This window comes from Rhodanobacter sp. Root627 (assembly GCF_001427835.1).
Lineage (GTDB): Bacteria > Pseudomonadota > Gammaproteobacteria > Xanthomonadales > Rhodanobacteraceae > Rhodanobacter > Rhodanobacter ginsenosidimutans.
Genome location: NZ_LMGW01000001.1, coordinates 624378 through 650543 on the forward strand (window position 1 = coordinate 624378; position 26166 = coordinate 650543).

Consider the following 26166-nt stretch of genomic DNA (forward strand, 5'->3'; position numbering starts at 1 on the left):
AGGGGGCGGTTTTCAGTGTGACGGAAGGGCTTGATGGGTGATTTGAAGGCTTTGTTGGCACCGGCGTGGGTGCATACCGTGCTGGGTGGCGTGGCGCTGCTGGCGGTGGCCTGGTTGGTGGCGTGGCTGGTGCGTCATGTGCTCGTGCGGGTGATGACGACGGTGAGTCGGCGCACGGCCTGGCACTGGGATGACGCACTGCTAAAGCGCGGCGTTTTCCGCCGGCTGGCGCAGGTGGCGCCAATGCTGGTCCTGCATCGCGGCATCGGCTGGGTACCGGGCGTCCCCGTGCTGGTGGATACCCTGGTGTCGACGCTGACGATGGCGCTGGTCGCGCTGTATGTGGTGCTGGCGCTCAACGCCGCGCTGTCGGCGCTGGAGGATCTGTACCAGGCCAGCCCGCGCGGGCGCGAGCGCTCGATCAAGGGCTACGTGCAACTGGTCAAGATTTTCGTGTGGCTGATCGGTGGCATCGTGATCATCGCGGTGCTGGTGGATCGCTCGGCGCTGTCGCTGCTGGCCGGGTTGGGTGCGGTGTCGGCGGTGCTGCTGCTGATTTTCAAGGACACCATCATGTCGGTGGTGGCCAGCATCCAGCTGAGCTCCAACGACATGCTGAAAGTGGGCGACTGGATTTCGTTGCCGGACGACAACGTGGACGGCGACGTGGTGGAGATCGCCCTGCACACGATCAAGGTGGTCAACTGGGACAAGACCATCAGCACCGTGCCCACCTGGCACCTGATCTCCAAGTCGTACCGCAACTACCGCCACATGTACGCCACCGGGCGACGCATACGGCGGGCGCTCAACATCGACCTGACCAGCGTGCGGTTCCTGAAGCCCGAGGAGATCGAGCACCTGCGTCAGTTCAAGTTGATGGACGGCTATTTCGAGCGCAAGCAGGAGGAAATAGCGCAGTGGAATGCCGCCGAGGGCGAGGCGGGCAAGTTGCCCATCAACCAGCGCCGGCTCAGCAACATCGGCAGTTTCCGCGCCTACATGCAGGCCTATGTGCTGGCCCATCCCGGGGTGAACACCGACCTGTTCTGGGCGGTACGGCAACTGGACCCCGGCCCCACCGGCCTGCCGCTGCAGATCTACGGTTACACGGTGGATACCGGCTTTGTGGCGCACAACAACGTGCAGGGCGACATCTTCGATCACCTGATCGCGATCCTGCCCGAGTTCGGCTTGTCGCTGTTCCAGCAGCCGACCGGCGCGGACATGCGCGCCGGCCTGCATCGCGTCGACGCGGAAGGTGCGGCAGTCACGGCGTAGCGATAACGGATGCCGGCGCGTCAGGTGAAGCCGGCTTCGTCTCCCGCCTATGCGCCGGGACCATCGTGCAGCCCGGCGAGGAGGCGCTCGCGCAACCAGCGGTGGGCGGGATCGTCGTGCACGCGCGGATGCCAGGCCATCGCGTAGTCGAAGGCGTCGAGCGCAAAGGGCAGGGGATCGATGCGCAGCGAAAAACCCAGGCTGCGCAGGAACGCGCTGGGCAAGGTGGCCACGGCGTCGGAGCTGGCCACCATGCTGGCCGCCTGCGTATACGTGGCCACCGTCATGGCCACGCGGCGTTGCTGCTGCAGGTTGGCCAGCGCATCGTCGATGATGCTGGAGAACTGGCCGGCGGGTGAGATCAGCACGTGCGGGCGCGACGTATAGACGGCCATGTCCATGGGCGCCAGATCGTCATGCCGGCGGGCCACACAGAAGTCGTCGCGAAGCAGCAGCCGTTGCTTCAACGAGGGCGCCACCATGCGCGCTGCCCCGAGGTAGAGATCCACGTCGCCGCGCTCCATGCGCGGCGCCATGTTGGCGTAATCGGGCGCGATGCAGCGCAGACGGATTCCCGGCGCCTCCCGCAACACCGCCTGCGCCAGCGGCCGCACCAGCGCCGAAAAGGCATTGTCGTTGGCGGCGATGGTGAAGGTGCGGGCATCGTGCTGCGGGTCGAACGCGTTCGCTGCGATGGCAGCGTTCAAGCTTTGCAGCGCAGCGCGAAGCGGCGCCTGCAAGGCCTCGGCGCGTGGCGTCAGGACCATGCCACGACCATTGCCCGACGGAATCAGCAACGGATCGCCGAACCATTCCCGCAATCGCGCAAGCTGGCTGCTCATCGCCGACTGGCTGAGGTTCAGACGGTTGGCGGCGCGGCTGACGTGCTGCTCGTCGAGCAATACGTCCAGCGACAACAGCAGGCCGATATCGGCGCGTTTCATATCCATGGGTTGGATACCGGGTATGCAAGCGGGGCGCTAACGCTCATCGCGCGCGGGCCCCCATCGTAGTGCACTCCCTCTCTCGGATGCCGCCATGACGACCGAAAGCACGATCTATCGCGTGGGCAACGCCCACATCACCCGCATCACCGACCGCCTGCTCACCACGCTGCCCGGCCCGAAGGTTTTTCCCGACTGGAGCGAATCCGCCGTCGCCCCGTGGCGCGACGCCATGCACCCGGAAATGCTTGCCGATGACGACCAGACCCTGATCATGAGCGTGCACAGCTGGCTGATCCGCATCGATGGTTTGGTCGTGCTGGTCGATACCGGCATCGGCAACGGCAAGTCGCGGCCGTTCAACCGTGTCTTCGACCAGCTCAATACCGGCTACCTGCAGCGGCTGGCCAACGCAGGCGTGCGCCCGGAGGATGTCGACCTCGTGCTGCTCACACACCTGCATGTGGATCACGTCGGCTGGAATACGCGCCTCGTCGATGGTTGCTGGCAGCCGACGTTTCCGAACGCGCGCCATGTCTACGCGCAGGCGGAAGAGGATTTCTACGCTACGCCGGCCGCCGCACCGCGCCGCATGATCTTCGACGACAGCGTGCAGCCGCTCATCGAGGCGGGGCTGGTGCAACGCCTGGGCGATCGTGGTGGAGAGATCGAGGCGGGTTTCCGCTTTCATCCCACGCCGGGCCACAGCGTGGGCCACATGTCGATCAGCCTGACCTCCGGTGGCGAGAGCGCACTGTTCGGTGGCGACGTGATGCACCACCCGCTGCAACTTCACCATCCCCACTGGAACTCCGTGTTCTGCGCCGATGGCGAGCAGGCGCGCCGATCGCGCGCGTGGGCACTTGACGCCATCCGCGACGGCAGCCTGTATTTCAGCTCGCATTTCCCCGGCACGTCGGTGGTGCGGGCGGATGCGCATGCCGAAGGTGGTTGGGCGTTTGTCTGATCGCGATGTTTCATCGCAGTTTTTCGCGCTAGTCTCAGCGTTTCGACCTCACGTCACGCCGGAGTTTTGCGATGAATCTGCGCCACTGGTTTGCGCTGCTTGCCTGCACGGCGATGCTTGGCATGGCCGACACGGGCATCGCTGCCGAAGTGCCGTTGAAGGTCATGACGTTCAACGTGCGCGTACCGGTGGACACCGGCATGAATGCCTGGGCGAACCGGCGCGAGCTGATGGTGAAGGTGATCCTGGCGGAGCATCCGGACGTGTTGGGCACGCAGGAGCTGACCGAGGAGCAGGGCGAGTATCTTGCCGCGCATCTGCCGGGCTACGCCTGGTTCGGGCAGGGGCGCGACGGTGGCAGCAAGGGCGAGCACATGGGCGTGTTCTATCGCACGGACCGTTTGCAGGTGGAACGCTCCGGTGATTTCTGGCTTTCCGACACGCCCGACGTGCCCGGCAGCAGGACCTGGGGGCAGCCTTACCCGCGCATGGTCACCTGGGCACGGTTCCGCTTTCGCGAGGGCGGCGGCAGCTTCGCGTATTTCAATACGCATTTCCCGTATCGGCTGGAGGACGTGCATGCACGGATGCTGAGCGCCGACATGATCCTGAAGCGCATCGCCGGGCTTCCCGCCGACGAGCGAGTGATCCTCACCGGTGATTTCAATTGCGGGCCGGAGACGCCCGTGCACCGGCAACTGACCCGCACGCTGCAGGACGCGTGGCTGACATCGCCGCACCGCACCGGCCCGGACCGGACCTTCCACAACTTTACCGGCACGCCGGACCGGCGCATCGACTGGATATTGAGTCGTGGCTTCCGGGTTTTGGACGTCCAGACGGTGGACGCGCATGAAGGCCCGCGTTATCCCTCCGACCATTTCCCGGTGGTGGCGCAGTTCGGTCGCTGACGGGCGTGGCGCCTTTCTTTTCATAATCTCCACATCGCTCGTGGTGTCTTGTCGCCGTTGCTCATGGGCGGCGCGTGTATGCGCTCCCCGGTGGCCGGCGACGGAACGGTAGCTCCGCCACGTTTGCCGGCATGCCGGATGCGGGACGCGAAGCCGTGCGCAACAGGTGCCGCGCGCCAGGTCTGCTTGACGCCGCTGACAAGGTCCACCGACAAGAAGGGCGTCCATCATGAAGTCGCGTTGTGCATTGCAGGGATCCCTGGCGCATGCCCGTTTCCGTCCATTGGCCGTTGCCTGTGCAGCGGCACTGCTCGCCATCACCGGCATGGAGAGCGCATCGGCGCAGACAACGTCGGGTACACCGCCGACGGCGAGCACCGGCACCACCACACCGGTGCCGCAGAAAGCCGGCGATGCGAACACCGGCGACACCAGCGCCGCGTCCACAAGGCCTGTGAAGAAGCCTGAAAAAACGGTGACCGACATGAGCCAGGTGGTGGTCACCGGCATCAGCGGCAGCATCGCCAGCTCGATGAAGACCAAGGAGGATTCGAACAACATCGTCGAGGCCATCTCGGCCGAGGACATCGGCAAGCTGCCCGACGTCAGCATTGCCGACAGCCTCGCGCGCGTGCCCGGCCTGGCCACCCAGCGCGCCGATGGCCACGCCAACGCCATCTCCATCCGCGGCCTGTCGCCCGATTTTGCCGGAACCACGCTGGATGGACGCGAGCAGGCCACGGTGGGCGAGAACCGCGGCGTGGAGTACGACCAGTACCCGGCCGAGCTGATCAATGGCGTGACCATCTACAAGACACCCGATGCCAGCCTGATCGGGCAGGGCCTGTCGGGCACGGTCGACCTGCACACCATCAACCCGCTGGATCTGTCGAAGCGGACGTTCGTGTTCAACCTGCGCGGTGCGCACAACAGCAACGGCTCGATGAATCCCGGCACGGGAACAGGGACCAGTGGCCACCGTGCCAGCTTTTCGTACGTCGACCAGTTCTTCAACCACACCCTGGGTATTGCGCTGGGCGTGTCCATGGTCGACCAGCCGATCCAGGAGCGGCAGTACCAGGCGTGGTGGTGGAGTGCCAACAACGGTACGGCCGGCATCGACCAGAACTGGGGTGGCCCGCATACGCCGGGCATGCCGGACAACGTGATCTCGCAGGAAGGCATGCAGCTGCGCGCGCAGTCGCAGAAGCAGAAGCGCAATGGCGTGATGGCCGTGGTGGAGTGGGCGCCGAACGACGTGTACTACTCCAAGCTGGACATGTACTACTCCACCTTCAGCAAGCGCCGCTACACCAACGGCGCGCAGTGGTCGAGCAGTCCGTACGACCATGTGTCCTACGACAACGTGCAAACCGCGCCGGGTGAGCCGCTGCCGATCGTCACCTCCGGCACGATCCTCGGCGTCGCGCCGATCCTGCAGAACGAATACACCCGGGAGCACGACAAGCTCTATTCCATCGGCTGGAACAACAAGCTGTACCTGGGCGACTGGACCTTGATGGCCGACCTGTCCTCATCCAGCGCGCGGGTGAAACTGCACGACGCCTACCTGTTCAGCGGTCTGGCCGATGGCGGTTTCACCAGCGTGGATTTCGATACGCCGGCCGCATTCGGCTATCCGCATTTCACACCCGGCGTTGATCTGGCCGATCCGGCCACGATGGTGTTCACCGACCCTGGCAGCCCGTGGAGCGATCCGCCCGGCTATGGCTACAACGGCCGCGACGAGTTCGACCACCAGGACGACACCATCCACGCGTTCCGGCTGCAGGCCAGCCGTCCGCTGGGCTGGATCTTCAGCGACATGGACGTGGGCCTGGCCTGGTCGGACCGCACCAAGACCAAGCATGCGGACGTCTATTTCGCCTACCTCAACGGCAACGGTTCCACCAGGGAGACGTACCAGGCGCACCTCAGCGCGCCGGTCGACCCGGCGATGCTGTATCGCCCCACGTCGCTGGGCTACGGCGGCATCGACGGCATCCTCAATTACGACGTGCTGGGCGCGTTGTACGGCGGCCAGTTCTATCGCGTGCAAAAGAACGGGCAGGGCGACTGGAGCCGCAACTACACCGTCGAGGAAAAGGTGCCGCTGGCCTACGTGAAGTTCAACCTCGACACGCACCTGGGCAGCGTGCCGCTGCGCGGCAACCTGGGTGTGCAGTTCGTGCGCACCAAGCAATCGTCGAGGGCGCTGCAGACCAATGGCGATGCACTGGTCGGGAATATCAGCGATGGCGCCTCGTACAACAACGTGCTGCCCAGCCTGAACCTGGTGGCGGAGATCGGCGAACGCCAGTACCTGCGACTGGGGCTGGCCAAGAGCATGGCGCGCGGTCGCATCGATGACGAGAAGGTGGCGACGTCGGCGCATGTGTCGCAGATCACCAACGGGCCCGGCGCGGGTCAGGTCTTGTGGTCGGGGAGCGGCGGCAATCCGCAGCTGCGCCCTTACGTGGCGGTTGGCACCGACCTGTCGTGGGAGAAGTATTTCGGCAAGGCCAGCTATGTGGCCGCGGCGGTGTTCCACAAGAACCTGCTGAACTACATCTACAAGCAGACCGTGCTGGATTACGACTTTTCCAACTACACCAACGACAACCCCACCCTGGTGCCGACCAGCAACATCGGCTCGTTCACCACGCCGCAGAACGGTACCGGCGGCAAGATGGACGGGCTGGAATTGTCCGGTGCGCTGGAAGGTGGGCTGCTGGCGAGCGCACTGGAAGGGTTTGGCGCACAGGCCAATTTCTCGCTGACCAACAGCTCGATTCCGAAGTCGTCCATCTCGTCCATTCCCGGCGGCCCCAAGACCTTGCCCGGGTTGTCGCGCAAGGTGGCCAACCTGGCACTGTTCTACGAGCGCTACGGCTTCTCGATACGCGTGGCCGAGCGCTACCGCTCATCGTTCACCGGCGAGGCCGTGGCGCTGTTCGATCAGCTGGGCTACACCAAGATCCGGGCCAACCGGCAGACCGACCTGCAATTGGGCTACGCGTTTACCGACGGCAGCCTCAACGGCTTGTCGCTGCTGCTGCAGGTCACCAACCTCACCAATTCGGCGGATTCGACCGTGCAGGTGTCCACCCTGGCCAACAACGCGCCGCTCACCCGCCCGTTGGAATATGACACCTGGGGGCGCACCATCCTGTTCGGCATCAACTACAAGCTGTAGTCTGGAGGGCTTGCACGCGAGTTTTTGACGGGTCGAAATGAGAGTCCCCAACGATCGGTGCCTGATACGGGGGTTCGACCGTCGCGGGTGCCGGAAACATGATGGATGCTGGCGCCAGGCAGCCATCGGCTGTGGTGAGTGCGCTGGCCATGGATGAAAACCAGGGGGTAGGGCGCTGGACGCCGTTCCTGTCGGTGATCCTGCTGACGCTGCTGGCCATGACGGGGCTGCATTGGCCGCGCCCGCCGCTGTTCGCGAACATCACTGCCAGTGTGTTGCAGCCGACTGGCGTGATGGTGCATGTGTGGGTGAGCACCGCCGATCGCCACCTGCGCCTGGCGCGGCAGTTCGACGTGATGGCTGGTGAAAACGATGCCAGGGCGGCGCCGGCCGATGTGATCATCGACCCCAGCCGCAAGTACCAGACCATGGTCGGTTTTGGCGCGGCGCTGACGGACTCGTCGGCCTGGCTGATCCAGAACGCGATGAGTGCCTCGCAGCGGAGCGCGCTGTTGCAGGAGCTTTTCGGGCCGCCGCCGGGGCTCAACTTCCGGATGCTGCGCGTCACCATCGGCGCGTCGGATTTCTCGCTGCAGCACTACACCCTGGACGACATGCCCGCCGGCGAGATCGACCCCGGCTTGCAGCATTTCAACGTGGTGCCGAACCAGGCCTATCTCATCCCGGCGTTGCAGGAGATCGTGGCGCTGCGGCCCGATGTGCAGATCATCGCCTCGCCGTGGAGCGCACCGGCGTGGATGAAGAGCAGCACCAACCTGATCGGCGGCACCTTGCTGGAGCAGTACGAATCGGTCTTTGCCGATTACCTGGTGCGTTTCGTCGATGCCTTCCAGGACTACGGCATCCCCATTTTCGCGCTGACCGTGCAGAACGAGCCGGCGTTTTTGCCATTGACCTATCCTGGGATGGAGGTGTCCACCGCCGCGCGCGCGCGCCTGATCGGCCAGTATCTCGGCCCCGCGTTGGCAGGTCGGAAGAACGCGCCGGTGATTCTGGGTTGGGATCACAACTGGGATACGCCCGGCGAGTCGCTGAGCGTTCTGGCCGACCCCGATGCCCGACGCCATATGGCCGGCATCGCCTGGCATTGCTATCGCGGCAACCCCAGCGCGCAATCCACCGTGCATGACGCCTACCCGCAAATGGACGCCTATCTCACCGAGTGTTCGGGCGGCGACTGGCCGTCGGCGCGCAAGGGTGAGCTGATGTTGTTTGCGCGCAATATCGTGATGGAGAGCGTGCGCAACTGGGCACGCGGCGTCGTCTACTGGAACCTGGCACTGGACCAGAACCACGGCCCGCACGCCGGCGGCTGCGACGAATGCAAGGGCGTGGTCACCATCGACTCGGCCACCGGCGGGGTCAGCCGCAATGACGAGTATTACGCCTTCGGCCACTTCAGCCGGTTCGTGTTGCCGGGCGCCGCGCGGGTGAAGTCCGGCAACACCAACACCGGCATCCACGAGCTGGCGTTCCAGAATCCGGACGATGGCTCGGTGGTGCTGGTGGCGGTGAACGACAAGGCCGAGATCAACCACCTGACCGTAAGCCAGGGCTCGCTCCGCTTCGCGTACGACATGCCGCCGAGCAGCGTCGCGACTTTTGTGTGGCCAGCGGCCGAGATGAGCGTCCCGTCGACGCAAGCTGCCCGCCGATAAGCTTGCCGTGCTGGCGGCTGCGACTCAGCCGACCGGATACATCGGCACCGGCAGGTGTATTTCCGATGGGACGGGTTGCGGCTTTTGTGGATGGGTGCGGCCAAGCGTGATGTTCTTGCTGGCCCGGACCTCGTGGTTGGCGAACGTCCAGATTTCCCCCGTGGCCGTGATGAACACGGTCCAGTAAAGATCCGACTCAGGCCCGTAGTCGATCAGGAAATGGGCGAAGCCCTCGCCTTTGGGCGTGTTCAGTGGAAGCGGTGGATTGAGTTGCAACATGAGGGTGCGCCCGCTGCAGTGTCGGAGTTTGCAGCGCGATGATGGCATTCCCCTGCGTGAGCGCTCCCCAAAGGCCACCGGATTCGCGGACGGCGCATGCCGGCCCATCCTGCGCGCAAGGCGGCGGGACGGACCGGATTTTCAGGCGTTCATGCGCACGTATCGACCAGGCGATCGATCAGGCGATCGCGGCCGTAATCACGATCTCAACTTTCCAGCCGGGGCTGGCGAGCTGTGCCTGTACGGTGGCGCGCGCAGGCGTGTTGCCTTGCGGTACCCAGCGACCCCAGGCTTCGTTCATGCCGGCGAAATCGGCCATGTCGGCCAGGAAGATTTCCGCCCGCAGGATGTGGCGCTTGTCGGTCTTGGCTTGCGCCAGCAGGGCGTCGATGGCGGCAAGCACCTGTTCGGTCTGGCCGACGATGTCGGCGCCGGCGTCTTCGGCCACCTGGCCGGCGAGGTATGCCACGCCGTTGTGGACGGTCATTTCGGACATGCGCGGGCCGGTATCGAAACGCTGGATCATGGGGCGGTTTCCTGTGGAGTGGTCGCGCATTGTCGCCGGATTGCGTTGCCGGTAGAAGCTCGACGGGAGCCATCGCCGGATGGCCGGTTTGGCCATCCGGCGCGTCGCCGTGCATCACGGCATCTGCGGCAGCTCCTGCGGGCGCAGGTCGAACACCAGCACCTCGGCGTTACCGCCGTTGCCCAGTTGCAGCGTGCGCGGGTTGCGCAAACGCACGCCGTCGCCCGCTTCCAGCTTCACGCCGTTGAGCTCGATGCTGCCGCGGGCCACATGCACGTAGGCATGACGGTTGTCGTCCAGCGTCAGCGTGGCGCTTTCATCGGCGTCGAATAGGCCGGCGTAAACGGACGCGTCCTGCTGGATGCGCAGCGACCCGTCGCGGCCATCCGGCGAAATGATCAGGCGCAACTGGCCGCGCTTGTCGGTCTCGGCGAAGTGGCGTTGCTGGTACACCGGTTCGCCGCCGGCTTTTGCCGGTGCGATCCAGATCTGCAGGAAATGCACGCCCTCATCGTCGGACCCGTTGAACTCGCTGTGGGTCACGCCGCTGCCTGCGCTCATCAACTGCACGTCGCCGGGCTTGATTACCGAGCCGGTGCCCATGCTGTCGCTGTGCGCCAGCGCACCTTCCAGCACGTAGGAAAAGATCTCCATGTCGCGGTGCGGGTGCTTGCCAAAGCCCTGGCCCGGCGCCACGCGGTCCTCGTTGATCACGCGCAGGTCGGAAAAGCCCATCTGCGCGCGATCCATGTAGCTGGCGAACGAGAAGGTGTGGCGCGAGCTCAACCAGCCGTGTTCCGCCACGCCGCGGTCGGAAGCCTTGCGTACTTGCATCATGGTGCTCTCCTCATTGATGGGTGGCAGCGTGGGTCGCCCGCTTTGGCGTGTCGCGGAATTCATTGCGTAAGCGAGCGGTTGCTGCGTCTGGAGTGCGATATTAGAGTCGCCATCCGGTTCAATAAAGATGATGGAATGCTTAATACTGTCAACTTGAGGGCGACAATGTGAACCAGCTTGAGGACATGCGGATCTTTGTGGAGACCGTCGATGCGCAAAGCTTCACGGCGGCAGGGGACCGGCTGGGGCTATCCAAGCAGTTCGTCAGCAAGCGGGTTGCGGCGCTGGAGAAGCGGCTGGGCGCGCGCTTGCTGGTGCGTTCCACCCGGCAGCTGCGCGTTACCGATCTGGGCCTGGCCTACCACGAGCGCGCCCAGCGCATCCTGGAGGAGGTGGATGCCGCCGAGCAGTTGATCACCAGCCAGACCGCGACGCCGCGCGGATTGTTGCGGCTGAGCGCGCCGATGACGTTCGCCACGCTGCACCTGGGGGCGGTGATCCCCGCGTTCATGCAGCGCCACCCCGAGGTGGTGGTCGAGCTGGAGCTCAACGACCGCGCGGTCGACCTGATCGGCGAAGGCTACGACATGGCCGTGCGCATCGGCACGCTGGCCGACTCCAGCCTGGTTGCGCGTCGCATCGCCGCGGTGCAACTGATTACCTGCGCCAGCCCCGGGTACCTGCGCCGTCACGGCACGCCCTCGGTGCCCGGCGAACTGGCGTCGCATGCCTGCCTGACCTACGGGCGTGCGCGTCGCGGTGAATGGACGTTCCGCGTGGAGGGGCGCATCCGCAAGGTTTCCGTGGGCGGGCCGATGCGCGCCAACAACGGCGAGATGCTGCGCGACGCGGCGATGGCCGGCCTGGGCATTGTCAGCCTGCCGGATTTCATCGTGGCCGCCGCGTTGGCCGATCGCCGGCTGGTGCCCGTGCTGGATAAATTTCGGCCCGAAGGCATCAACGTCCATGTGCTTTATCCGCAGCATCGCCAATCCTCACTGCTGGTGCGTGCCTTCAGCGATTTCCTGGCGGAGCGTTTCAGTGCCACGGGTGCGTGACATGGCAGGACGGCGATGGAGGCGTTCGCCGGGCGGTTGATCCTGGTCAGGGGAAGGCGCGGGGAATTTCCGCATCATGGCGAGCCATTGAACGGCCACCCCTTACGGAGCAGACCATGCAATACCAGCTGTCCACCTGTCATCACGACGCTGCCGCCTTCACCGCCGCGCTGCGTCCGCTCGACCCCAATGTGCAGATTGCCCTGGATGCCCCGCGCGGCCGCCTGGAAGTCCTGGCCAACGCCACCGGCAACCAGGTGCTGGACGTGTTGCGCACCATGGATTGCGACGCCGTGCCGCTGGAAACCGAAGTGCATATCAGCGGCGGCAGCACCTGCTGCGGCAGTTGCGGCTGATTCCAATTGCTCGCTGTGCTGTAGGAGCGGCTTCAGCCGCGACGCTTCCGCCCCAGAGCCAGGGCGTCGCGACCGAAGTCGCTCCTGCATGGCGGTGCAAGTCTACCGGGTGCTCCGGCTTCGCCTTCACTCGAACTCCGCAACGCTCCTCGAGGTAGCGCCGCTGCGCAACGCCGGGCCCGGCACAGGCGTGCCCTCATTGAACAGGTCGCCCGTGCCCGCATGCGCAACGACGCGATTGCGGCCACTGCCCTTGGCGCGATAAAGCGCCATATCCGCTTCCATGCACAACCGCTGCAAGTCGTGGCCGGATACTTCGGTGGACGCCAGGCCGACGCTGGCGGAAATCGTTATCACGCAGTCGTCGTGTCCCATCGGCGTGGCGCCGATCGCAACCCGGATGCGGTTGGCGATGTCCATGCCCAGATGGCGGGAACATCCGGCAAGCAGGATGCCGAATTCCTCGCCGCCCAGACGGCCAAACAGATCGGCGGGCCGCAGCTCCTGCTGGCAGATCGCCACCGTCTGCTTCAACACGGCATCACCCATGGCGTGACCATGCGTATCGTTGACCTGCTTGAAGTAATCGAGGTCGATGAAAATCAGACAGGCGTGTTCCGTCTTCTTTTTCATCGCCTGCAACAGGCGGGCCGCTTCGCCGATGAAATGCTGGTGGTTGAAGATGCCGGTGAGACCGTCGTGATGCGACAGCCGCTTGAAGCGCAGTTGCGAACGCTTCAGGCGATAGAGCCAGGAGGCGATGGAGGCGACCAGCAACAGCAGCAGCAGAATGTAGAGCCGGCTGGTTTCCACCGCCTTGGCATCCAGCGCCTGCTGCAGCCGCAGCACCGCGTTCTGCTTGCTGAGCCTCTCGGTTTCCAGCTTCCCGGTCAGCAGGTGCTGCTGCACGGTCTGATAAGCCAGCGCGCGGGCGCTGACGTCATCGAGGTAGCCCTTGTCCTGCAGCGCGTAACGCTCGAAATACGACAAGGTAGCGGCGGTGTCGCCGAGCTTCTTCTCTGCCTTGTAAAGCACCTCGTAAATGTCCCTGTTTGCCTCGCTGATTTCATCCGGATTATTGAGCGACAGTGCCGTCAGAGCCGCAGTACGGGCCCCGGCAAGGCGCCCCAACGCGAACAGGGCTTTTGCCCGAAATATGGCGGCCGACTCCATGTGGGCGTAGAACCCGTTGCTCTTGATACCTGGCTCGATCCGGTCGAGGAAGGCGAGAGCCTTCGAGGGCCGCTTCTCCCGCAGGTACGCCTCCACCATCACCAGATGCAGCGTCTCGACGTAGACCGGCTGCCCCGCCGCCCTGCATGTCTCGATGGCTTGATGAAACTCCGGGCTGGACGAAGTGAGCTGGGGGCTGTCGTATCGGATGGTGATCTGCAGCGTGCGAGGAGGGCAGAGGGTCTCGCCGGGGGGAAGCTTGCCTTCAACCATTCGTGCGTATTTCAACGCCAGGTCGCGCTTATCGGCCAACAGCATCGATTGCGACAGATTGATCAGGACTTGAAAGCGTGCAAGCGGATCCTTGATGTTGGGGAGGTCGGTCGCCAGGCGCTCGGCCAGGGCAAAGGCTTCCTCGTACCGGCGGGTGAAGCCCAGTCCAAGCAGGCGCATTGCTGAAGCCCTGGCGGCCAAGGTGGCATCGCCGGAGTGCTCGGCGACGGCGCGCAGTTGCACGTCGGCCTTGGTGTAGTCGCCCTGGTACCCGGTTTGCCACGCATCGAGATAACGCAGGTGCCATTGCTCGGCAGGGCTGAGGCGAGGCGCCTCGCGGTGGAGCTGCGCCAGCATGCGCATGAATCGCGGGTGATCGCTGGTGCGTACGCTGTCGGTTTGCGCAAGGAACGCCGCGGGATCGGGTATCGCCATGCTGGCCCGGGTCGTTCCGACGATCACGCAGATGGCCAGGCCCACGCAGGCGGGCCATGAGCGATAGCGGATCGGCAGAGGAGGCATGGGTGTGCGTTGTCCGCGTGCGTCAGGGGTTGCCCTGGTCGGGAATGGGAACCGATGGCGGCTCATGGTCGCCGGGTTCGGTTTCATCCTCCTCGTGCCCGGGCGTATGCGTGACCTGGGGTTGCTTCATCGGCCTGTGCCCGAGTTCCGCGTAGAGCGCCGCCCCATCGCCGGATGATGCCGCGGTTGTGAGCGCCTCGGATGCGCCCAGCTGTTGCAGCCGGCCCACCAGTTCGTGCCTCCGCGCATGTCGCAGTGATGCATCGCCGCCAATGGTTGCCAGAAGTTCGATCGTGTTCGACATGTCTCCCCCTGCTTTCGATATTGCCGGGCATCAGCCTCGAATGCATCGTGCGGCGATATCCCACATCACGCCATGATGGTTTCCCGATCCAGCGCCGCCAGCTGCTCGCGCATGGCGAAATTGGGTTTGAGCGGCGCGGCGGGTGGCAGCACCACGGTGTGTTCTGTTGTCAGGTCGGCGGTCGGCAGATCACGCAACGCGATGCGGCGCATTTCCGGCGCCTGAATCGGCAAGGTCGCGGCACGATAAATGATCACTTCGTGATCCAGCGGATAGTCCCGCATCAGCAGATCCACCAGCACTTGTCGGTAGGCTGAGCCAGTGGAAAATCGCGTCAACGACAAATCGCCTACCAGCCCGACCTGCCACAGCACCAGATAGCCGGTGGGATCGATTCTGCGCTCGTAGAAAAGCAGCTGGCTCGCTTCGAAATGCTGGCATCCGAAACGGCCTGGGTCGATGCCCAGGTCGGCATAAAGACAATCCTCGGCGGAAATGCCCGGCTCCATGTGTGCCTCGAAGCCTTCGGCGCGGGCCACCTCGATGACCTTGTGTGGCGACCAGGCAAAGATGCCGGGATGGCCGTAAAACACACCGCACACCCGCTTGCCGGCACGCAGCTCGATCATCATCAACTCGACCCATTGCCGATAGGTCTGCATGCGCGATTTGCCTTCCGCGTAATACGGCTGAAGGCTGCGTACGTCGGCATGCATCCGTTGCAGCCACATTTCCACGGCACCATCGGAAAGCCCCGCAAACACCACATCGGCTTGTGCGATATGGCTGCGTGCCAACGGCGTGAGATGGGAGCCCAGCGTCATGCCCATGCCGACGCACGCCAGACTGCCGCGTCGGGACCCGAGCGATGGCGGGTGGGTGGTGATCATCGCTGGATAATAGGACAGTCGAAGCGGAACCGAAGGCTGGATGCGCTTGCGACAACGGCTTGCGATCGGTGCATGGCTCGACCTCCGAACGACGTCATTCCAGCTTGGCGGTGGCTGATCAGCCATGTGGTGCCGGCGATCAGAAGCCATCCCAGTATGGCGGCTCACCAAATGAATTCTTTAGGTGATCGATGAAAAGCTTCGCCTTCGCCGCGTGCGAGCGGCCGGGCATGCGCACGGCGTGAATCGCTGATCGGGCCATCTTCGACGGCGTGGGTCGATCGGGAAACAGCACCACCAGTTTCCCGGCACGAACCAGATCCCCCACCAGCCAACTGGCCAGGTGGACGATGCCGATGCCGGCGACGGCGGCGCCCAGCAAGGCTTCGGCGTCGTCGGTGCGCAACGACCCACGCACGGGAAGCGCGGCTTCCCGGTTGATGCCGGAAAAGCACCACCACTCGGGCGGCGGCGTGGAGGCGAAGGTGAGGCAGTTGTGCTCCAGCAGTTGCTCGGGCGTTGCGGGATGACCGCGGCGGGCAAGGTATTCGGGGCTTGCGCAGACCATGCGCCGGGACGGTGCCAGTCGCGTGGCGACCAGGTCGCTGTCGGGCAACGTGCCCATGCGGACGGCCACGTCGACGCGCTGGGTCAGCAGGTCCACGCGCTGGTCACTGAGGTGCAGGTCGATCTCGATCGCCGGGTAGCGCTTCAGGAACCCGGTCATCGCGGGAATGACGTGCAGCCGGCCGAACGCGGCGGGCGCCGTTACCGTCAACAGGCCGCGAGGGTCGGCCTGCAAATCCGCCAGGCTGTGCCGGGCGTCATCCATTTCCGAAACGATGTGGCGGGCGCGCGGCAGAAACTGCTCGCCGGCATCCGTCAGCACCAGAGCGCGCGAATGCCGCGCCAGCAGCTTCGTGCCCAGCTCGGTTTCCAGCGTGCCGATCTTGCGGGTGATCGAGGACACGGCCACGTCGCGGCGCTTCGCCACGGCGGTGAAGCTGCGTTCGGTGGCCACGTCGATAAAGGTTCTGATGGCGTCGAGCATGGTGCCCCGTGTTGCTGAAAATGCAAGCCTGCCTTGCACATTTACTGATTGTAGTGAAATACGCAAATGCCCAACATGGCGCCACCTTCAACCACCAAGGCGAAAACCATGCGTACCCACCTCCGCGGCAACATCCTCCGCGCCACCACCGCAGCCATCCTGCTGGGCCTCACGGCGTCCAGCGTCCTCGCCGCGGCGCCGATGGCCCAGACATCGGCGCCGGGCTACTACCGCTTCATGCTGGGCAATTTCGAGGTCACCGCGCTCAGCGACGGCACGGTGGATCTGCCGGTGGATCAATTGCTGCAGGAGCCGGCCGCGAAAACGGTGGCTGCGCTGAACCACGCCTTCCAGAAGACGCCGCAGGAAACCTCGGACAACGCCTACCTGATCAACACCGGCAAGCGTCTGATCCTGATCGATACCGGCGCCGGCGACCTGTTCGGGCCCACGCTCGGCAAGCTGATGGGCAACCTGAAGGCTTCGGGCTATACCGCTGCCGACGTCGACGACATTCTGCTGACCCACATGCATCCGGACCACATCGGCGGCCTGGCGAAGAACGGCGTGATCCAGTTTCCCAACGCCATCGTCCACGCGGAGCGCGACGAGGGGAATTACTGGCTGAGCGAGACGAACCTGGCCAAGGCACCGGATGCCTCGAAGGCCTTCTTCAAGGACGCCATGGCCGAGGTCGATCCGTACGTGAAAGCCGGGAAATTCCGGCCGTTCAAGGGCGACGTGGCGTTGTTGCCGGGTGTCAGCTCCTACACCAGCTTCGGGCATACGGCGGGACACACCTCGTACATGATCGAAAGCCAGGGGCAGAAGCTGTTGGTGATGGGCGACCTCATTCACGTCCCCGCCGTCCAGCTCGATCATCCGAACGTGACCATCTCCTTCGACAGCGACCCGAAGGAAGCGGCGGCGTCGCGCATCCGCGTATTCAATGCGATGGCGAAGGACAGGACGCTGGTCGCCGGTGCGCACATCCCGTTTCCCGGCGTTGGGCATCTGCGCACGGCCGGCACGTCCTATCAGTGGGTGCCGGTCAACTTCAGCCGGATGCGTCCGAACGGGGACTGAGCATCTTCGGGAGTCGAAGTCGAAAAGCAGCGGTTCATCGCTGCTTTTCGCTTTCAGCGCCGCACCGCCAGCACGCCGTCCAGCGCCAGTTGCGCCTTGAAGCCGGCTTTCTCCAGCCGCTTCTCCACTTCGCGCGGTACGTCGCGGCCGCTGGTGAGTTTGTTCGGGCTGCCGGTGTAGTGGAACAGCCGCCCGCCGCGACGCAGCACGCGGGCGAGCTGGTCGTAGAACGCCTGCGAGTAGAGTTCGCCCGCGATGCCGAAGCGCGGTGGGTCGTGCAGCACCGCGTCGACCGAGGCATCGGCGAACTGCGCGATCGCCTGCGATACATCGGCATGCGCCAGCAGCAGGCGGCTGGCGCTGGTATCGGCGTCGGGGTCGGGCGACCACGGGTTCAGCGTGCGCAGCCACAGCACGTCGGCGTTCTTCTCGAACGAATGGATACGCGCCACGCCGGCTTCCAGGCAGCAGGCCGCGAAGTAGCCCAGGCCGCCGCAGGTATCGAGCACGGCCTTGCCGGCGGGCTCGACCAGGGCCACCTTGCGGCGCGCGTCCTCGAACGGCGACTCCTTCGACGTGGGCAGCATCTTGATGCCGTCGATCTCGAACGTGGGCGCACCCCATTCGGTGGGCACCAGCTTGATCAGCGAACCGGAAAAGCGCGCCACCGGCGCGTAGTCGTCACCATCGCGGTAGTAGATGGTGCGGTCTTTCAGCTTGCCGGGGTAGGGATGAAGCTGCCCGCGCCACTCCCAGCCTTGCGCCGACAACCGGGCGTGGTCGCGGGTGAAACCCAGCGTCAGCGAGCCCTTCCACTCGTCTGAGCCCACGTCGCGCGCCGCGCATAGCGCTTCGGCGACGGGGCGCGTGAGCAGTGGGCCGGAATAATGCGGCACGTGGGGTGATCTCCTTGGTTATCGGGGCGCGCAGGGCGCGGGCAGGATAGCGTGGAGTGGGGCGGGCTGCTGGTTCATTGCACGCTTGGGGGGAAGATCAAAAGCGGACCCCTTCCCAGCCCTCCCCTGCGAGCATGGGAGGGAGCTGAGCGTGCGGCTTCCGACGAAAAGGGAAGTTGGAGAGGGGCGGGCTTGGAGATCATTTCCACGCCCGCCCGCAGGCAGTGGAAAGTGCGGGCCTGTACGATGGCCCGCTGTCGATTCTGCCGGCCAGGCCCAGCCCATCAACGTTTTCACCCGTCAATCGATGGATCGCGAGATCCTGCGCCTGGCGCTGCCGGCGTTCGGTGCGCTGGTGGCGGAGCCGCTGTTTCTGCTGGCGGATTCGGCCATGGTCGGGCACCTGGGCGAGGAGCCGCTGGCGGGTCTGGGGCTGGCCGGCGCGATCCTTCAGACGATCATCGGGCTGATGGTTTTCCTGGCCTACAACACCACGCCGGCGGTGGCTCGCTGGCTGGGTGCGGGGGATGGTCGTCGTGCCGTGGCGGTGGGTATCGATGGGCTGTGGTTTGCGCTGGGCCTCGGTATCGTCCTGGCCGGCGCGGGCTGGGTGGCGACCCCGGCGCTGGTGGCGGCGTTCGGTGCGAATGCCGCGGTATCCACGGCGGCCGTCACTTATCTGGGCATATCGATGGCGGGCATTCCGGCCATGCTGCTGGTGTTCGCGGCCAGCGGTTTGCTTCGCGGCCTGCAGGACACCCGCACGCCGCTGGTCGTGGCGGGTGTCGGCTTTGCCGTCAATATCGTGCTCAATTTCTGCTTCATTTACGGCCTGGGACAGGGCATCGCCGGTTCCGCGGTCGGTTCGGTCGTGGCGCAATGGCTGATGGTGGCGGCTTATCTTGTGGTGGTGAGTGGCCACGCGAGGCGCGAGGGCGCCAGTCTTTGGCCGCGACGCGCCGGCATGTTGCTGGGCGCGACCGCGGGCGGCTGGCTTTTCCTGCGCACACTGACGATGCGCATCGCGATGGTGCTTGCGGTCTATGTGGCGACTGGGCTGGGTTCGCCGCAACTGGCGGCCTTCCAGATCGTGATGACGCTGTTCGCCACGCTGGCGTTCGCGCTGGATGCGTTGGCGATTGCCGCCCAGGCGCTGGTCGGCCGTCATCTTGGGGCGGGCGACCGGGCCAGCGTGAAGGCCGTGCTGCGCCGATGCCTGGAGTGGGGTGTGCTGGCGGGCCTGTTGTTCGGCGCGCTGGTGGTGATCGGCAATGGGGTGCTGGGTCGCCTGTTCACCAACGCAGCCAGCGTGCAGGCGCTGCTGCCGCCCAGCCTGGTCATGCTCGGCCTTTCGGTTCCCATCGGCGCCGTGGTGTGGGTGCTGGATGGCGTGCTGATCGGCGCGGGCGACCTTCGCTATCTTGCCGTGGCCGGGGTGATCAATCTTGCGGTCTTCGTGCCGCTGGCCGTCGCCATTCTCGTCATCGCGCCGGTGGGGATGGCAGGGCTTGGCTGGCTCACCGCCGCCTTTGTCTTCGGCTTTCTGGGGGCGCGCTTCGCCACGCTCGGCTGGCGCGTCCGGCATGATCGGTGGATGGTTGTGGGGCCTGATCGATCACGCCGTTAGGCGGCGGAGTATGTCCACGGCCGGCAACCCTGCCATGGATTCAGTGAATCAGCCTTCGTCAGGCGAAGTCTTGTTCTCGGCATCGGCGGCGGCTTTTTCCGCTTCGCGCGCCTGGCGCTTGCGCGCATCCTTCTCTTCCTGCTGTTTTTTCTTGGCGAGCTCGCGCTGTCGCTTTTCGAATGAATAATTGGGCTTTGCCAAGAGGTATGTCTCCGTTGGAACCGCCAGTGTAATACCGCGGGGCCGACGTGGGGGCGCGGGCGTACCGCCTTATCGCGGCATGGATTATTCTCGGCGGCCCATCGACCAGGCATCGCCGCGTCACGCGTCCTGCGTGCCGGGCGAAGAGACGACCATGTCGCAACAAGCATCATTCCCCGGGTTTGCGCAGCCCGTGGCCACCGACCGCCTGTTTCTGGCGATATTCCCGAATCGCGATACCGCCGACAGGCTCGCCGCCTTCGCGTCCGCGCAGTGTGCCCGCCACGATTTGCGCGGCAAACCGCTGGCGGCTGACCGGTTCCACGTCACGCTGTTCCATCTGGGCGATTCGGTGGGCTTGCGCCCGGATGTGGTCGAGGCGGCCCGTGCCGCGGCGGTGCAGGTCACGGCGGCGCCGTTCGATGTGGTTTTCGACCAGGTCACCAGTTTTGACGCGCACCGGGAAAAGTCGCCATTCGTGCTGACGGCCGATCATGGCAACGAGTCGTTGCACGCTTTTCAGGCCGAGCTTGGCGTGCGCTTGCGTGAGGCCAGGCTGGGCCGCTGCGTAACCACGGGTTTCAGGCCGCACCTTACGCTGGCGTATGACCGTCGGGTGGTCGCTCCCGAAGCGGTGGCCCCGATTGCGTGGCGGGCGGAGGAGTTCGTGCTGGTGCACAGCCTGTTGGGCCAGACGCGCTACATTCCGCTGGCGCATTGGCCGCTCGGGTAGTTCAACCGTCGACGTGACGTTCCGCGCATCGGTGCGTTCACCTGCGGTAGTCGGCGTGAACCCGGCGACCGATGCCGGCCTGGCGTTGCGCTGGTAGTGCCAACGGTTCTTCACGCAGGCTGCGGCAAGCTCTGATCTCCCCACAGGAGGTCGCTTGCCGATGATCGAAAAACGCAGCTTGATTCTCGCCGCGCTGGTGGCTGCCATCGCCGCACCCGTGCTTGCGGCCGAGCAGAATGCGGTGCCAGTCGTGCTCGACGTCGCGGCAGTCAACGATGCCGCATTGGCTGCGCCGGTGCGCGCTGGCGACAAGGGTGCTGCCGTATTGCGTGCGCAGATCCTGCTGGACCGCGCCCGTTTCTCGCCGGGGGAAATCGACGGCGCCTACGGTTCCAACCTGCGCCAGGCGATTGCCGGCTTCCAGGCCAGCCGTGGGCTGGGCGTCACCGGCGAAATGGACGCGCCCACCTGGGCGGCGCTGGATCAGGATCGCGCACCTGCGCTGGTCGAGGTCACCCTTGGCCCCGACGACGTTGCCGGGCCGTTCCTCCCGGTGCCTGACGACACGGCGGCGAAGGCAGGGATGGATGCCCTGGGCTACGCCTCGCCGCTGGAGGCGTTGGGCGAGAAATTCCACGCCAGCCTTGCGCTGCTTCAGCGGTTGAACCCCGGCAAGGATTTCAGCCGTGCCGGCGAATCGCTGGTGGTACCGAACGTGCAAAGCGCCACGCCATTGCCCGTCGTGGCGAAGGTGGTGGTGGACAAATCCGACGCCACCGTTTCGCTGGTGGATGAGGCGGGCAAGGTCGTGGCGCAGTACCCCGCATCCACCGGCAGCAGGCATGACCCGTTGCCCATCGGCGACTGGAAGATCGAGGGCGTGGCGAAAAACCCTGTCTTCCACTACAACCCCAAGCTGTTCTGGGATGCCGACGCGGGCGATTCCAAGGCCATCCTGCCGGCAGGCCCCAACAATCCGGTGGGCGTGGTGTGGATCGACCTGTCCAAGCCCCACTACGGTATCCACGGCACGCCGGAGCCGTCGAAAGTGGGCAAGACCGAATCGCACGGTTGCATCCGCCTCACCAACTGGAGCGCGCGGGAAGTGGCCCAGGCGGTGAAGCCCGGCATGACCGCCACCTTGAAGAACTGAGATGAAAGTGCTGATCGGTTTTGTGCTGGGCGCGGTGTGCGCCGTGGTGGCCATGCTGAGCCTGGGCGGGCGCAAGGCCATTCCCGTCGTCGTACAGGACCGCCCTCCGCAGGCGATAAGCGCCGCCGCAGCGATGGACGCGCCACTACCGCCGGAGGTGGCCACCGTCCAGTCGCAGGTTGCTGCACCCCCCGCGATCACGGCACCCACAGCGACCGTGCTTGACGAGGCAGCGCCTGTCGCGCCGGCGTCTGTCATCGAAGCGACGCCCGATATTTCGGGTCTGCCCGCCAGCGCCATTTCGGGCTTGCTGATGCCGGTGGTGGGCGTCAAGACCGGCGACCTGGTGGACACCTACACCCAGGCGCGCCAGGTCCGGGGCGTGCATGACGCGATCGACATCATGGCTCCGCGCGGCACGCCGGTGGTGGCGGTGAACGACGGCGAGGTGGTGAAGCTGTTCGACAGCGTGCGCGGCGGGCTTGCCGTCTACCAGTTCGGACCGCAGCAGAAAGTCGTCTACTACTACGCCCATCTGGACCGCTACGCGCCAGGGCTGGCCGAGGGACAGATGCTGCATCGGGGCGATCCGATCGGTTTCGTGGGGAGCACCGGCAACGCCAGCGCCGATGCGCCGCACCTGCATTTCGAGATCGGCGTACTCGGTCCGGAAAAACACTGGTGGCAAAGCAGGCCGATCAATCCCTACGGCCGGATAATCGGGCCGTAGCGCCGGGGTTGGGTGTCGCCCTCATGCGTCCGTGTTCGGCCTGAATGGTTCGGGCGGGCAGCCTGCTGTTTTGTCGATGACGGCCCAACAAATGGTTAACCCGTATCCGCTAGACTGCGCCCCATGTCGTTGAAAACCTTCATGTCGGCGCTGATGCTGGCGATCGCCGTGTGTGCGTGCGGCGTCGCGCTGGCGGCGGTGCGGCCAGACGCCGTCGATCAGATCATGCCTTCCGCCGCCATGCCGCTGACCGCGACGCAACGTCTGGCGCGCGAGGCGCCCGCGATCGATCCGCAGGTGCTGTCGCTGGCCCTGGCGGCGGTGCAATGCGCGCGGGCCAGTGGCGTGGGGATGACGGCACAACGGCTGGCGGTGATCGATTACAGCATGCCGTCGCTGCAGCGTCGGTTGTGGGTGTTCGACCTGCGCAGCCATGAGCTTCTGTACCGCGAATGGGTGGCGCACGGCAGCGGCTCGGGCGGCAACCTGCCCACGCATTTTTCGAATGAGGATGGCAGTCACGCATCCAGTGTGGGTCTTTTCGTCACCGGCGCCACCTACACCGGCCGCAACGGCTACTCGTTGCGCATGGATGGGCTGGAGCCGGGTTTCAACGATGCCGCCATGGATCGCGCCATCGTGATGCATGGGGCCGATTACGTGAACGTGGCGGCCGACAAGGCGATGGGTCGGTTGGGGCGCAGTTGGGGCTGCCCCGCGCTGCGCAGCGCGGTGGCGCGCCCCATCATCGATGTGATGAAAGACGGCCAGTTCGTGTTTGCCTATTACCCCGAACAGGCCTGGCTGGCGCGCTCCGCGTTGCTGCATTGCCCGGCCGCACAGCTGGCCTTGGCGGCAGAACGTTCCAGGCAGTGATGCAAGGCGTTTTTTGCACGGGCTTTTCCGCTGACGCACCGCGGTGGAAGCACTGACCTGCCGCTGCACGGCCGCCGCGTGCCGCGCTGGCTGGCCGACCGGATGACCCGGCTGGGCGCGCTGATGACGGAGGCGATCGAAGGTTCGGGATGGCAACGCGCTCGATTCTCTGCGGCATGGTCGGTTTGGCTGATCGATCGCAAGCCGAAACCCTCGTTCCGTTGATTACAGCCACCGATCAATCGCGGGAGCGCGTGTGCACGGCGCGCGGTTGCGTCTGTTCCACCGGTTCCGGCATTGCCATCAACTGCTGCAGCCGCAGCGCATCGGGAATGGCGTGGCCATGCGCGGTGTTGTCGAAAATGACCCACGCCTCGGCGCCGTCGGGGGTTTCCTCACTGACCTGCGTGGCCACGGCACGCAGCGCATCGTCGTCGTAGGCGCTGTAGTACGTGCGCGGCGAACCATGCAGGCGCCAGTAGCGCAGCGCGGGTTCGCCGGTGGCGTGACGTGCCGCGGGGCAGGGCGCGGGATCGGCCCCGACGCGGGCCAATCTATATCGCAGCCACAGGTCGTCGGCCGGGCCGGCGAACCAGCTGGCGTGGCGCGGCTCGCAGGCCACGCCACCATTCCAGCGAGCACGCAACCGCTTGAAGAAGGCGCCCGCCACGCGGCCGTCGAAAGCCAGACTGGGCGGCAACTGCAGCAACAGGCAGCCGAGCTTGTGACCCATCGGCGTCACCTGTGCCAGGAAATCGTCCAGCAGGGGTTCGGCCTTCCGCAGCCGTGCGTGGTGGCTGATGGTTCGGGGCATCTTCAGCGTGAAACGAAAATCCGCGGGAACCGCGGCGGCCCAGCGCTCGTAGGTCTGCGGGCGATGCGGGCGGTAGAACGACGAGTTGATTTCCACTGCATCGAAACGGCTCGCGTAACGTTCGAGCAGGCTGGCACCGCTGTCGAACAGCGGTTGCTGCGCGGTGGCTATCGACCAGCCGGCACAGCCAATGCGTAAACCAAGGTGGCGGGTTGACGTCGGTTCGGCCATGTTTCGCAGTGTGCGGGGCGCGCGTGAAGACGCGGCGATGGTTGGCGGGTGCGATATGGGAATGGGCACGCGGCCTCGATCCATTTCCCTTGCCGCCGGGTTTCTTCTATGTTTGCGCATCCTGAACGCCAGAGGCGCGCTGCATGACCGCATTGACGGAGCATCCCGATCACCTGAGGCGCAGCCTGTCGAACCGGCACCTGCAATTGATCGCCATCGGCGGCGCCATTGGCACCGGGTTGTTCATGGGGTCGGGCAAGACCATCAGCCTGGCCGGGCCATCCATCGTGCTGGTTTACCTGATCATCGGCGTGATGCTGTTTTTCGTGATGCGGGCGATGGGCGAGCTGCTGCTCTCGGACCTGCGCTACAAATCGTTCATCGACTTTTCCACCGACCTGCTGGGACCCTGGGCGGGCTTTTTCTGCGGCTGGACCTACTGGTTCTGCTGGATCATCACCGCGATCGCGGACGTGATTGCCATTGCCGCCTATGCCCAATACTGGTTTCCGGGGCTGGCGCCGTGGATTCCCGCCGTGCTGTGCGTGCTGCTGTTGCTGACGCTGAACCTCACCACGGTGCGCTTGTTCGGCGAGATGGAATTCTGGTTCGCGTTGATCAAGATCGTGGCCATCTGCGCATTGATCGTCACGGGCTTTGCGCTGGTGGCGTGGGGCTTCGAGTCGCCGAGCGGCAACAAGGCGACGCTGGCCAATCTGTGGAATGACGGCGGCGTTTTCCCGAAAGGGCTGGGCGGGTTTTTCGCGGGGTTCCAGATCGCGGTGTTCGCCTTCGTGGGCATCGAGTTGGTCGGCACCACCGCCGCCGAAACGGCCGACCCCGAGCGCAATCTGCCCAAGGCGATCAACTCGATTCCCGTGCGCATCATCATTTTCTACGTGATGGCGCTGCTGGCGATCATGGTGGTGACACCGTGGCATCTGGTGGAGGCGAGCAAGAGCCCGTTCGTGGAACTGTTCGTGCTGGCCGGCGTTCCGGCCGCCGCCAGCCTGATCAATTTCGTGGTGCTGACCTCGGCCACGTCCTCGGCCAACAGCGGCATTTTTTCGACCAGCCGCATGCTGTACGGCCTGGCGCAGGAGGATCATGCGCCGGGCGTTTTTGCGCGGCTGTCGCGCGCGGCCGTGCCGTCGCTGGGCCTGCTGTTTTCCTGCTTCTGTCTGCTGCTGGGCGCCACGCTGGTCTACGTGATCCCCGACGTGGTCACGGCCTTCACGCTGGTGACCACACTGGCGGCGGTGCTTTTCATGTTCGTGTGGTCGCTGATTCTTTGTGCGTACATGGCTTACCGCCGCAAGCGACCGCAGCTGCACCAGGCCTCGAAGTACAAGATGCCCGGCGGCGTGGTGATGTGCTGGGTCTGCCTGGCGTTTTTCGCGTTCGTCATCGTGCTGCTGACCCTGCAGACCGATACCCGCGAAGCCCTGCTGGCCAGCCCGATATGGTTTCTGCTGTTGGGTGCCAGCTACGTGTGGAAGCGCCGTCGCGCGGTGCGCGCCAGCTAGGCGAAAACCCATCGCCCCCAACGCCACGGCGGGTCCGTGGCGACAG

At 65.2% G+C, this 26166-nt stretch carries 26 protein-coding genes; 15 read left to right on the forward strand and 11 right to left on the reverse strand.

Going from position 1 to position 26166, the window contains the following annotated elements; translation table 11 throughout:
* Positions 1-33: 33 nt before the first annotated feature.
* The gene (locus tag ASD68_RS03025; protein ID WP_056603252.1) at positions 34-1281 is read left to right on the forward strand and encodes a mechanosensitive ion channel domain-containing protein; all 1248 of its coding nucleotides are present in this window, start codon (positions 34-36) and stop codon (positions 1279-1281) included.
* 47 nt (positions 1282-1328) lie between these two features.
* Here the strand turns inward: ASD68_RS03025 and ASD68_RS03030 are convergent, their stop codons facing one another.
* Positions 1329-2231, reverse strand: a complete 903-nt coding sequence (locus ASD68_RS03030; protein WP_056603255.1) for a LysR family transcriptional regulator — start codon at positions 2229-2231, stop codon at positions 1329-1331.
* Between the two features lie 88 nt (positions 2232-2319).
* Here ASD68_RS03030 and ASD68_RS03035 point away from each other — a divergent pair, with 88 nt between their 5' ends.
* The 4 genes from ASD68_RS03035 (at position 2320) to ASD68_RS03050 (ending at position 8978) form a co-directional block, all read left to right on the forward strand.
* The gene (locus tag ASD68_RS03035; protein ID WP_056603259.1) at positions 2320-3192 is read left to right on the forward strand and encodes an MBL fold metallo-hydrolase; all 873 of its coding nucleotides are present in this window, start codon (positions 2320-2322) and stop codon (positions 3190-3192) included.
* 71 nt (positions 3193-3263) lie between these two features.
* Complete coding sequence (locus tag ASD68_RS03040; protein WP_056603262.1) at positions 3264-4103, forward strand: endonuclease/exonuclease/phosphatase family protein; 840 nt, start codon at positions 3264-3266, stop codon at positions 4101-4103.
* 229 nt (positions 4104-4332) lie between these two features.
* Complete coding sequence (locus ASD68_RS03045; RefSeq protein ID WP_056603265.1) at positions 4333-7299, forward strand: TonB-dependent receptor; 2967 nt, start codon at positions 4333-4335, stop codon at positions 7297-7299.
* A gap of 149 nt (positions 7300-7448) precedes the next feature.
* A complete protein-coding gene (locus ASD68_RS03050) occupies positions 7449-8978 on the forward strand; it encodes a glycoside hydrolase family 30 beta sandwich domain-containing protein (protein WP_056605075.1) in 1530 nt (509 codons plus the stop codon).
* Between the two features lie 24 nt (positions 8979-9002).
* Here the strand turns inward: ASD68_RS03050 and ASD68_RS03055 are convergent, their stop codons facing one another.
* From ASD68_RS03055 to ASD68_RS03065, 3 genes are all read right to left on the reverse strand, one after another.
* Positions 9003-9257 (reverse strand): hypothetical protein, encoded by a 255-nt coding sequence (locus ASD68_RS03055; protein ID WP_056605078.1) that lies wholly within the window; start codon positions 9255-9257, stop codon positions 9003-9005.
* A gap of 178 nt (positions 9258-9435) precedes the next feature.
* Positions 9436-9783, reverse strand: coding sequence for a RidA family protein (locus ASD68_RS03060; protein WP_056603267.1), 348 nt, complete (start codon positions 9781-9783; stop codon positions 9436-9438).
* A gap of 114 nt (positions 9784-9897) precedes the next feature.
* Positions 9898-10620 (reverse strand): pirin family protein, encoded by a 723-nt coding sequence (locus ASD68_RS03065; RefSeq protein WP_056603270.1) that lies wholly within the window; start codon positions 10618-10620, stop codon positions 9898-9900.
* A 167-nt stretch (positions 10621-10787) separates the two neighbouring features.
* On the opposite strand from ASD68_RS03065, the gene ASD68_RS03070 reads away from it, so the two are divergent.
* Both ASD68_RS03070 and ASD68_RS03075 read left to right on the forward strand, forming a co-directional pair.
* Positions 10788-11678 carry a LysR family transcriptional regulator gene (locus tag ASD68_RS03070; RefSeq protein WP_056603273.1) on the forward strand — a complete coding sequence of 297 codons (891 nt, stop codon included), beginning with the start codon at positions 10788-10790 and terminating at the stop codon, positions 11676-11678.
* A gap of 116 nt (positions 11679-11794) precedes the next feature.
* The gene (locus tag ASD68_RS03075; protein WP_056078704.1) at positions 11795-12034 is read left to right on the forward strand and encodes a hypothetical protein; all 240 of its coding nucleotides are present in this window, start codon (positions 11795-11797) and stop codon (positions 12032-12034) included.
* Positions 12035-12160: 126 nt separating this feature from the next.
* Here the strand turns inward: ASD68_RS03075 and ASD68_RS03080 are convergent, their stop codons facing one another.
* The 4 genes from ASD68_RS03080 to ASD68_RS03095 all read right to left on the reverse strand — a co-directional run bounded on the left by ASD68_RS03080 (position 12161) and on the right by ASD68_RS03095 (position 16247).
* On the reverse strand, positions 12161-13843 hold the full coding sequence (locus tag ASD68_RS03080) for a GGDEF domain-containing protein (protein ID WP_235578615.1): 1683 nt from the start codon (positions 13841-13843) through the stop codon (positions 12161-12163).
* A gap of 181 nt (positions 13844-14024) precedes the next feature.
* Positions 14025-14306, reverse strand: coding sequence for a hypothetical protein (locus ASD68_RS03085; protein WP_056603276.1), 282 nt, complete (start codon positions 14304-14306; stop codon positions 14025-14027).
* A 65-nt stretch (positions 14307-14371) separates the two neighbouring features.
* A complete protein-coding gene (locus tag ASD68_RS03090) occupies positions 14372-15196 on the reverse strand; it encodes an SAM-dependent methyltransferase (RefSeq protein WP_056603279.1) in 825 nt (274 codons plus the stop codon).
* A 139-nt stretch (positions 15197-15335) separates the two neighbouring features.
* On the reverse strand, positions 15336-16247 hold the full coding sequence (locus tag ASD68_RS03095; RefSeq protein ID WP_056078713.1) for a LysR family transcriptional regulator: 912 nt from the start codon (positions 16245-16247) through the stop codon (positions 15336-15338).
* 108 nt (positions 16248-16355) lie between these two features.
* Between ASD68_RS03095 and ASD68_RS03100 the strand changes: the two genes are divergently transcribed.
* Positions 16356-17333 carry an MBL fold metallo-hydrolase gene (locus ASD68_RS03100; protein ID WP_056605084.1) on the forward strand — a complete coding sequence of 326 codons (978 nt, stop codon included), beginning with the start codon at positions 16356-16358 and terminating at the stop codon, positions 17331-17333.
* Between the two features lie 53 nt (positions 17334-17386).
* Here ASD68_RS03100 and ASD68_RS03105 read toward each other — a convergent pair whose 3' ends face one another.
* On the reverse strand, positions 17387-18229 hold the full coding sequence (locus ASD68_RS03105; RefSeq protein WP_056603282.1) for an MnmC family methyltransferase: 843 nt from the start codon (positions 18227-18229) through the stop codon (positions 17387-17389).
* Positions 18230-18536: 307 nt separating this feature from the next.
* Between ASD68_RS03105 and ASD68_RS03110 the strand changes: the two genes are divergently transcribed.
* Positions 18537-19856 carry an MATE family efflux transporter gene (locus tag ASD68_RS03110; RefSeq protein ID WP_056603285.1) on the forward strand — a complete coding sequence of 440 codons (1320 nt, stop codon included), beginning with the start codon at positions 18537-18539 and terminating at the stop codon, positions 19854-19856.
* A 48-nt stretch (positions 19857-19904) separates the two neighbouring features.
* On the opposite strand, the gene ASD68_RS17085 is transcribed toward ASD68_RS03110, so the two are convergent.
* Positions 19905-20057 (reverse strand): hypothetical protein, encoded by a 153-nt coding sequence (locus ASD68_RS17085; RefSeq protein ID WP_200945319.1) that lies wholly within the window; start codon positions 20055-20057, stop codon positions 19905-19907.
* A gap of 154 nt (positions 20058-20211) precedes the next feature.
* Between ASD68_RS17085 and ASD68_RS03115 the strand changes: the two genes are divergently transcribed.
* From ASD68_RS03115 to ASD68_RS17450, 5 genes are all read left to right on the forward strand, one after another.
* On the forward strand, positions 20212-20790 hold the full coding sequence (locus ASD68_RS03115; protein WP_056605087.1) for a 2'-5' RNA ligase family protein: 579 nt from the start codon (positions 20212-20214) through the stop codon (positions 20788-20790).
* A gap of 160 nt (positions 20791-20950) precedes the next feature.
* Positions 20951-21943, forward strand: a complete 993-nt coding sequence (locus ASD68_RS03120) for a L,D-transpeptidase (protein WP_156458315.1) — start codon at positions 20951-20953, stop codon at positions 21941-21943.
* Between the two features lies 1 nt (position 21944).
* Positions 21945-22673: a M23 family metallopeptidase gene (locus tag ASD68_RS03125; RefSeq protein WP_056603288.1), complete on the forward strand. Its 729-nt coding sequence runs from the start codon at positions 21945-21947 to the stop codon at positions 22671-22673.
* Between the two features lie 225 nt (positions 22674-22898).
* Positions 22899-23549, forward strand: a complete 651-nt coding sequence (locus ASD68_RS03130) for a murein L,D-transpeptidase catalytic domain family protein (RefSeq protein WP_235577574.1) — start codon at positions 22899-22901, stop codon at positions 23547-23549.
* Positions 23550-23627: 78 nt separating this feature from the next.
* The gene (locus ASD68_RS17450) at positions 23628-23774 is read left to right on the forward strand and encodes a hypothetical protein (protein ID WP_343123431.1); all 147 of its coding nucleotides are present in this window, start codon (positions 23628-23630) and stop codon (positions 23772-23774) included.
* Positions 23775-23787: 13 nt separating this feature from the next.
* Here the strand turns inward: ASD68_RS17450 and ASD68_RS03135 are convergent, their stop codons facing one another.
* Positions 23788-24594, reverse strand: coding sequence for a DUF72 domain-containing protein (locus tag ASD68_RS03135; protein ID WP_056603291.1), 807 nt, complete (start codon positions 24592-24594; stop codon positions 23788-23790).
* Between the two features lie 143 nt (positions 24595-24737).
* On the opposite strand from ASD68_RS03135, the gene cycA reads away from it, so the two are divergent.
* Positions 24738-26120: a D-serine/D-alanine/glycine transporter gene (cycA, locus tag ASD68_RS03140; protein WP_056603295.1), complete on the forward strand. Its 1383-nt coding sequence runs from the start codon at positions 24738-24740 to the stop codon at positions 26118-26120.
* Positions 26121-26166 lie beyond the last annotated feature (46 nt).

What these genes read in the sequence shown, in the direction of transcription:
- ASD68_RS03120 (WP_156458315.1), top strand. Translation starts at nt 20,951, where the DNA reads ATGATCGAAAAACGCAGCTTGATTCTCGCCGCGCTGGTGGCTGCCATC.
- ASD68_RS03095 (WP_056078713.1), bottom strand. Translation starts at nt 16,247, where the DNA reads ATGCTCGACGCCATCAGAACCTTTATCGACGTGGCCACCGAACGCAGC.
- ASD68_RS03025 (WP_056603252.1), top strand. Translation starts at nt 34, where the DNA reads ATGGGTGATTTGAAGGCTTTGTTGGCACCGGCGTGGGTGCATACCGTG.
- ASD68_RS03110 (WP_056603285.1), top strand. Translation starts at nt 18,537, where the DNA reads ATGGATCGCGAGATCCTGCGCCTGGCGCTGCCGGCGTTCGGTGCGCTG.
- ASD68_RS03130 (WP_235577574.1), top strand. Translation starts at nt 22,899, where the DNA reads ATGCCTTCCGCCGCCATGCCGCTGACCGCGACGCAACGTCTGGCGCGC.
- cycA (WP_056603295.1), top strand. Translation starts at nt 24,738, where the DNA reads ATGACCGCATTGACGGAGCATCCCGATCACCTGAGGCGCAGCCTGTCG.
- ASD68_RS03100 (WP_056605084.1), top strand. Translation starts at nt 16,356, where the DNA reads ATGCGTACCCACCTCCGCGGCAACATCCTCCGCGCCACCACCGCAGCC.
- ASD68_RS03125 (WP_056603288.1), top strand. Translation starts at nt 21,945, where the DNA reads ATGAAAGTGCTGATCGGTTTTGTGCTGGGCGCGGTGTGCGCCGTGGTG.
- ASD68_RS03135 (WP_056603291.1), bottom strand. Translation starts at nt 24,594, where the DNA reads ATGGCCGAACCGACGTCAACCCGCCACCTTGGTTTACGCATTGGCTGT.
- ASD68_RS03115 (WP_056605087.1), top strand. Translation starts at nt 20,212, where the DNA reads ATGTCGCAACAAGCATCATTCCCCGGGTTTGCGCAGCCCGTGGCCACC.
- ASD68_RS03080 (WP_235578615.1), bottom strand. Translation starts at nt 13,843, where the DNA reads ATGCGCATGCTGGCGCAGCTCCACCGCGAGGCGCCTCGCCTCAGCCCT.
- ASD68_RS03065 (WP_056603270.1), bottom strand. Translation starts at nt 10,620, where the DNA reads ATGATGCAAGTACGCAAGGCTTCCGACCGCGGCGTGGCGGAACACGGC.
- ASD68_RS03060 (WP_056603267.1), bottom strand. Translation starts at nt 9,783, where the DNA reads ATGATCCAGCGTTTCGATACCGGCCCGCGCATGTCCGAAATGACCGTC.
- ASD68_RS03055 (WP_056605078.1), bottom strand. Translation starts at nt 9,257, where the DNA reads ATGTTGCAACTCAATCCACCGCTTCCACTGAACACGCCCAAAGGCGAG.
- ASD68_RS03030 (WP_056603255.1), bottom strand. Translation starts at nt 2,231, where the DNA reads ATGGATATGAAACGCGCCGATATCGGCCTGCTGTTGTCGCTGGACGTA.
- ASD68_RS03050 (WP_056605075.1), top strand. Translation starts at nt 7,449, where the DNA reads ATGGATGAAAACCAGGGGGTAGGGCGCTGGACGCCGTTCCTGTCGGTG.
- ASD68_RS03085 (WP_056603276.1), bottom strand. Translation starts at nt 14,306, where the DNA reads ATGTCGAACACGATCGAACTTCTGGCAACCATTGGCGGCGATGCATCA.
- ASD68_RS03040 (WP_056603262.1), top strand. Translation starts at nt 3,264, where the DNA reads ATGAATCTGCGCCACTGGTTTGCGCTGCTTGCCTGCACGGCGATGCTT.
- ASD68_RS03075 (WP_056078704.1), top strand. Translation starts at nt 11,795, where the DNA reads ATGCAATACCAGCTGTCCACCTGTCATCACGACGCTGCCGCCTTCACC.
- ASD68_RS03035 (WP_056603259.1), top strand. Translation starts at nt 2,320, where the DNA reads ATGACGACCGAAAGCACGATCTATCGCGTGGGCAACGCCCACATCACC.
- ASD68_RS03090 (WP_056603279.1), bottom strand. Translation starts at nt 15,196, where the DNA reads ATGATCACCACCCACCCGCCATCGCTCGGGTCCCGACGCGGCAGTCTG.
- ASD68_RS03045 (WP_056603265.1), top strand. Translation starts at nt 4,333, where the DNA reads ATGAAGTCGCGTTGTGCATTGCAGGGATCCCTGGCGCATGCCCGTTTC.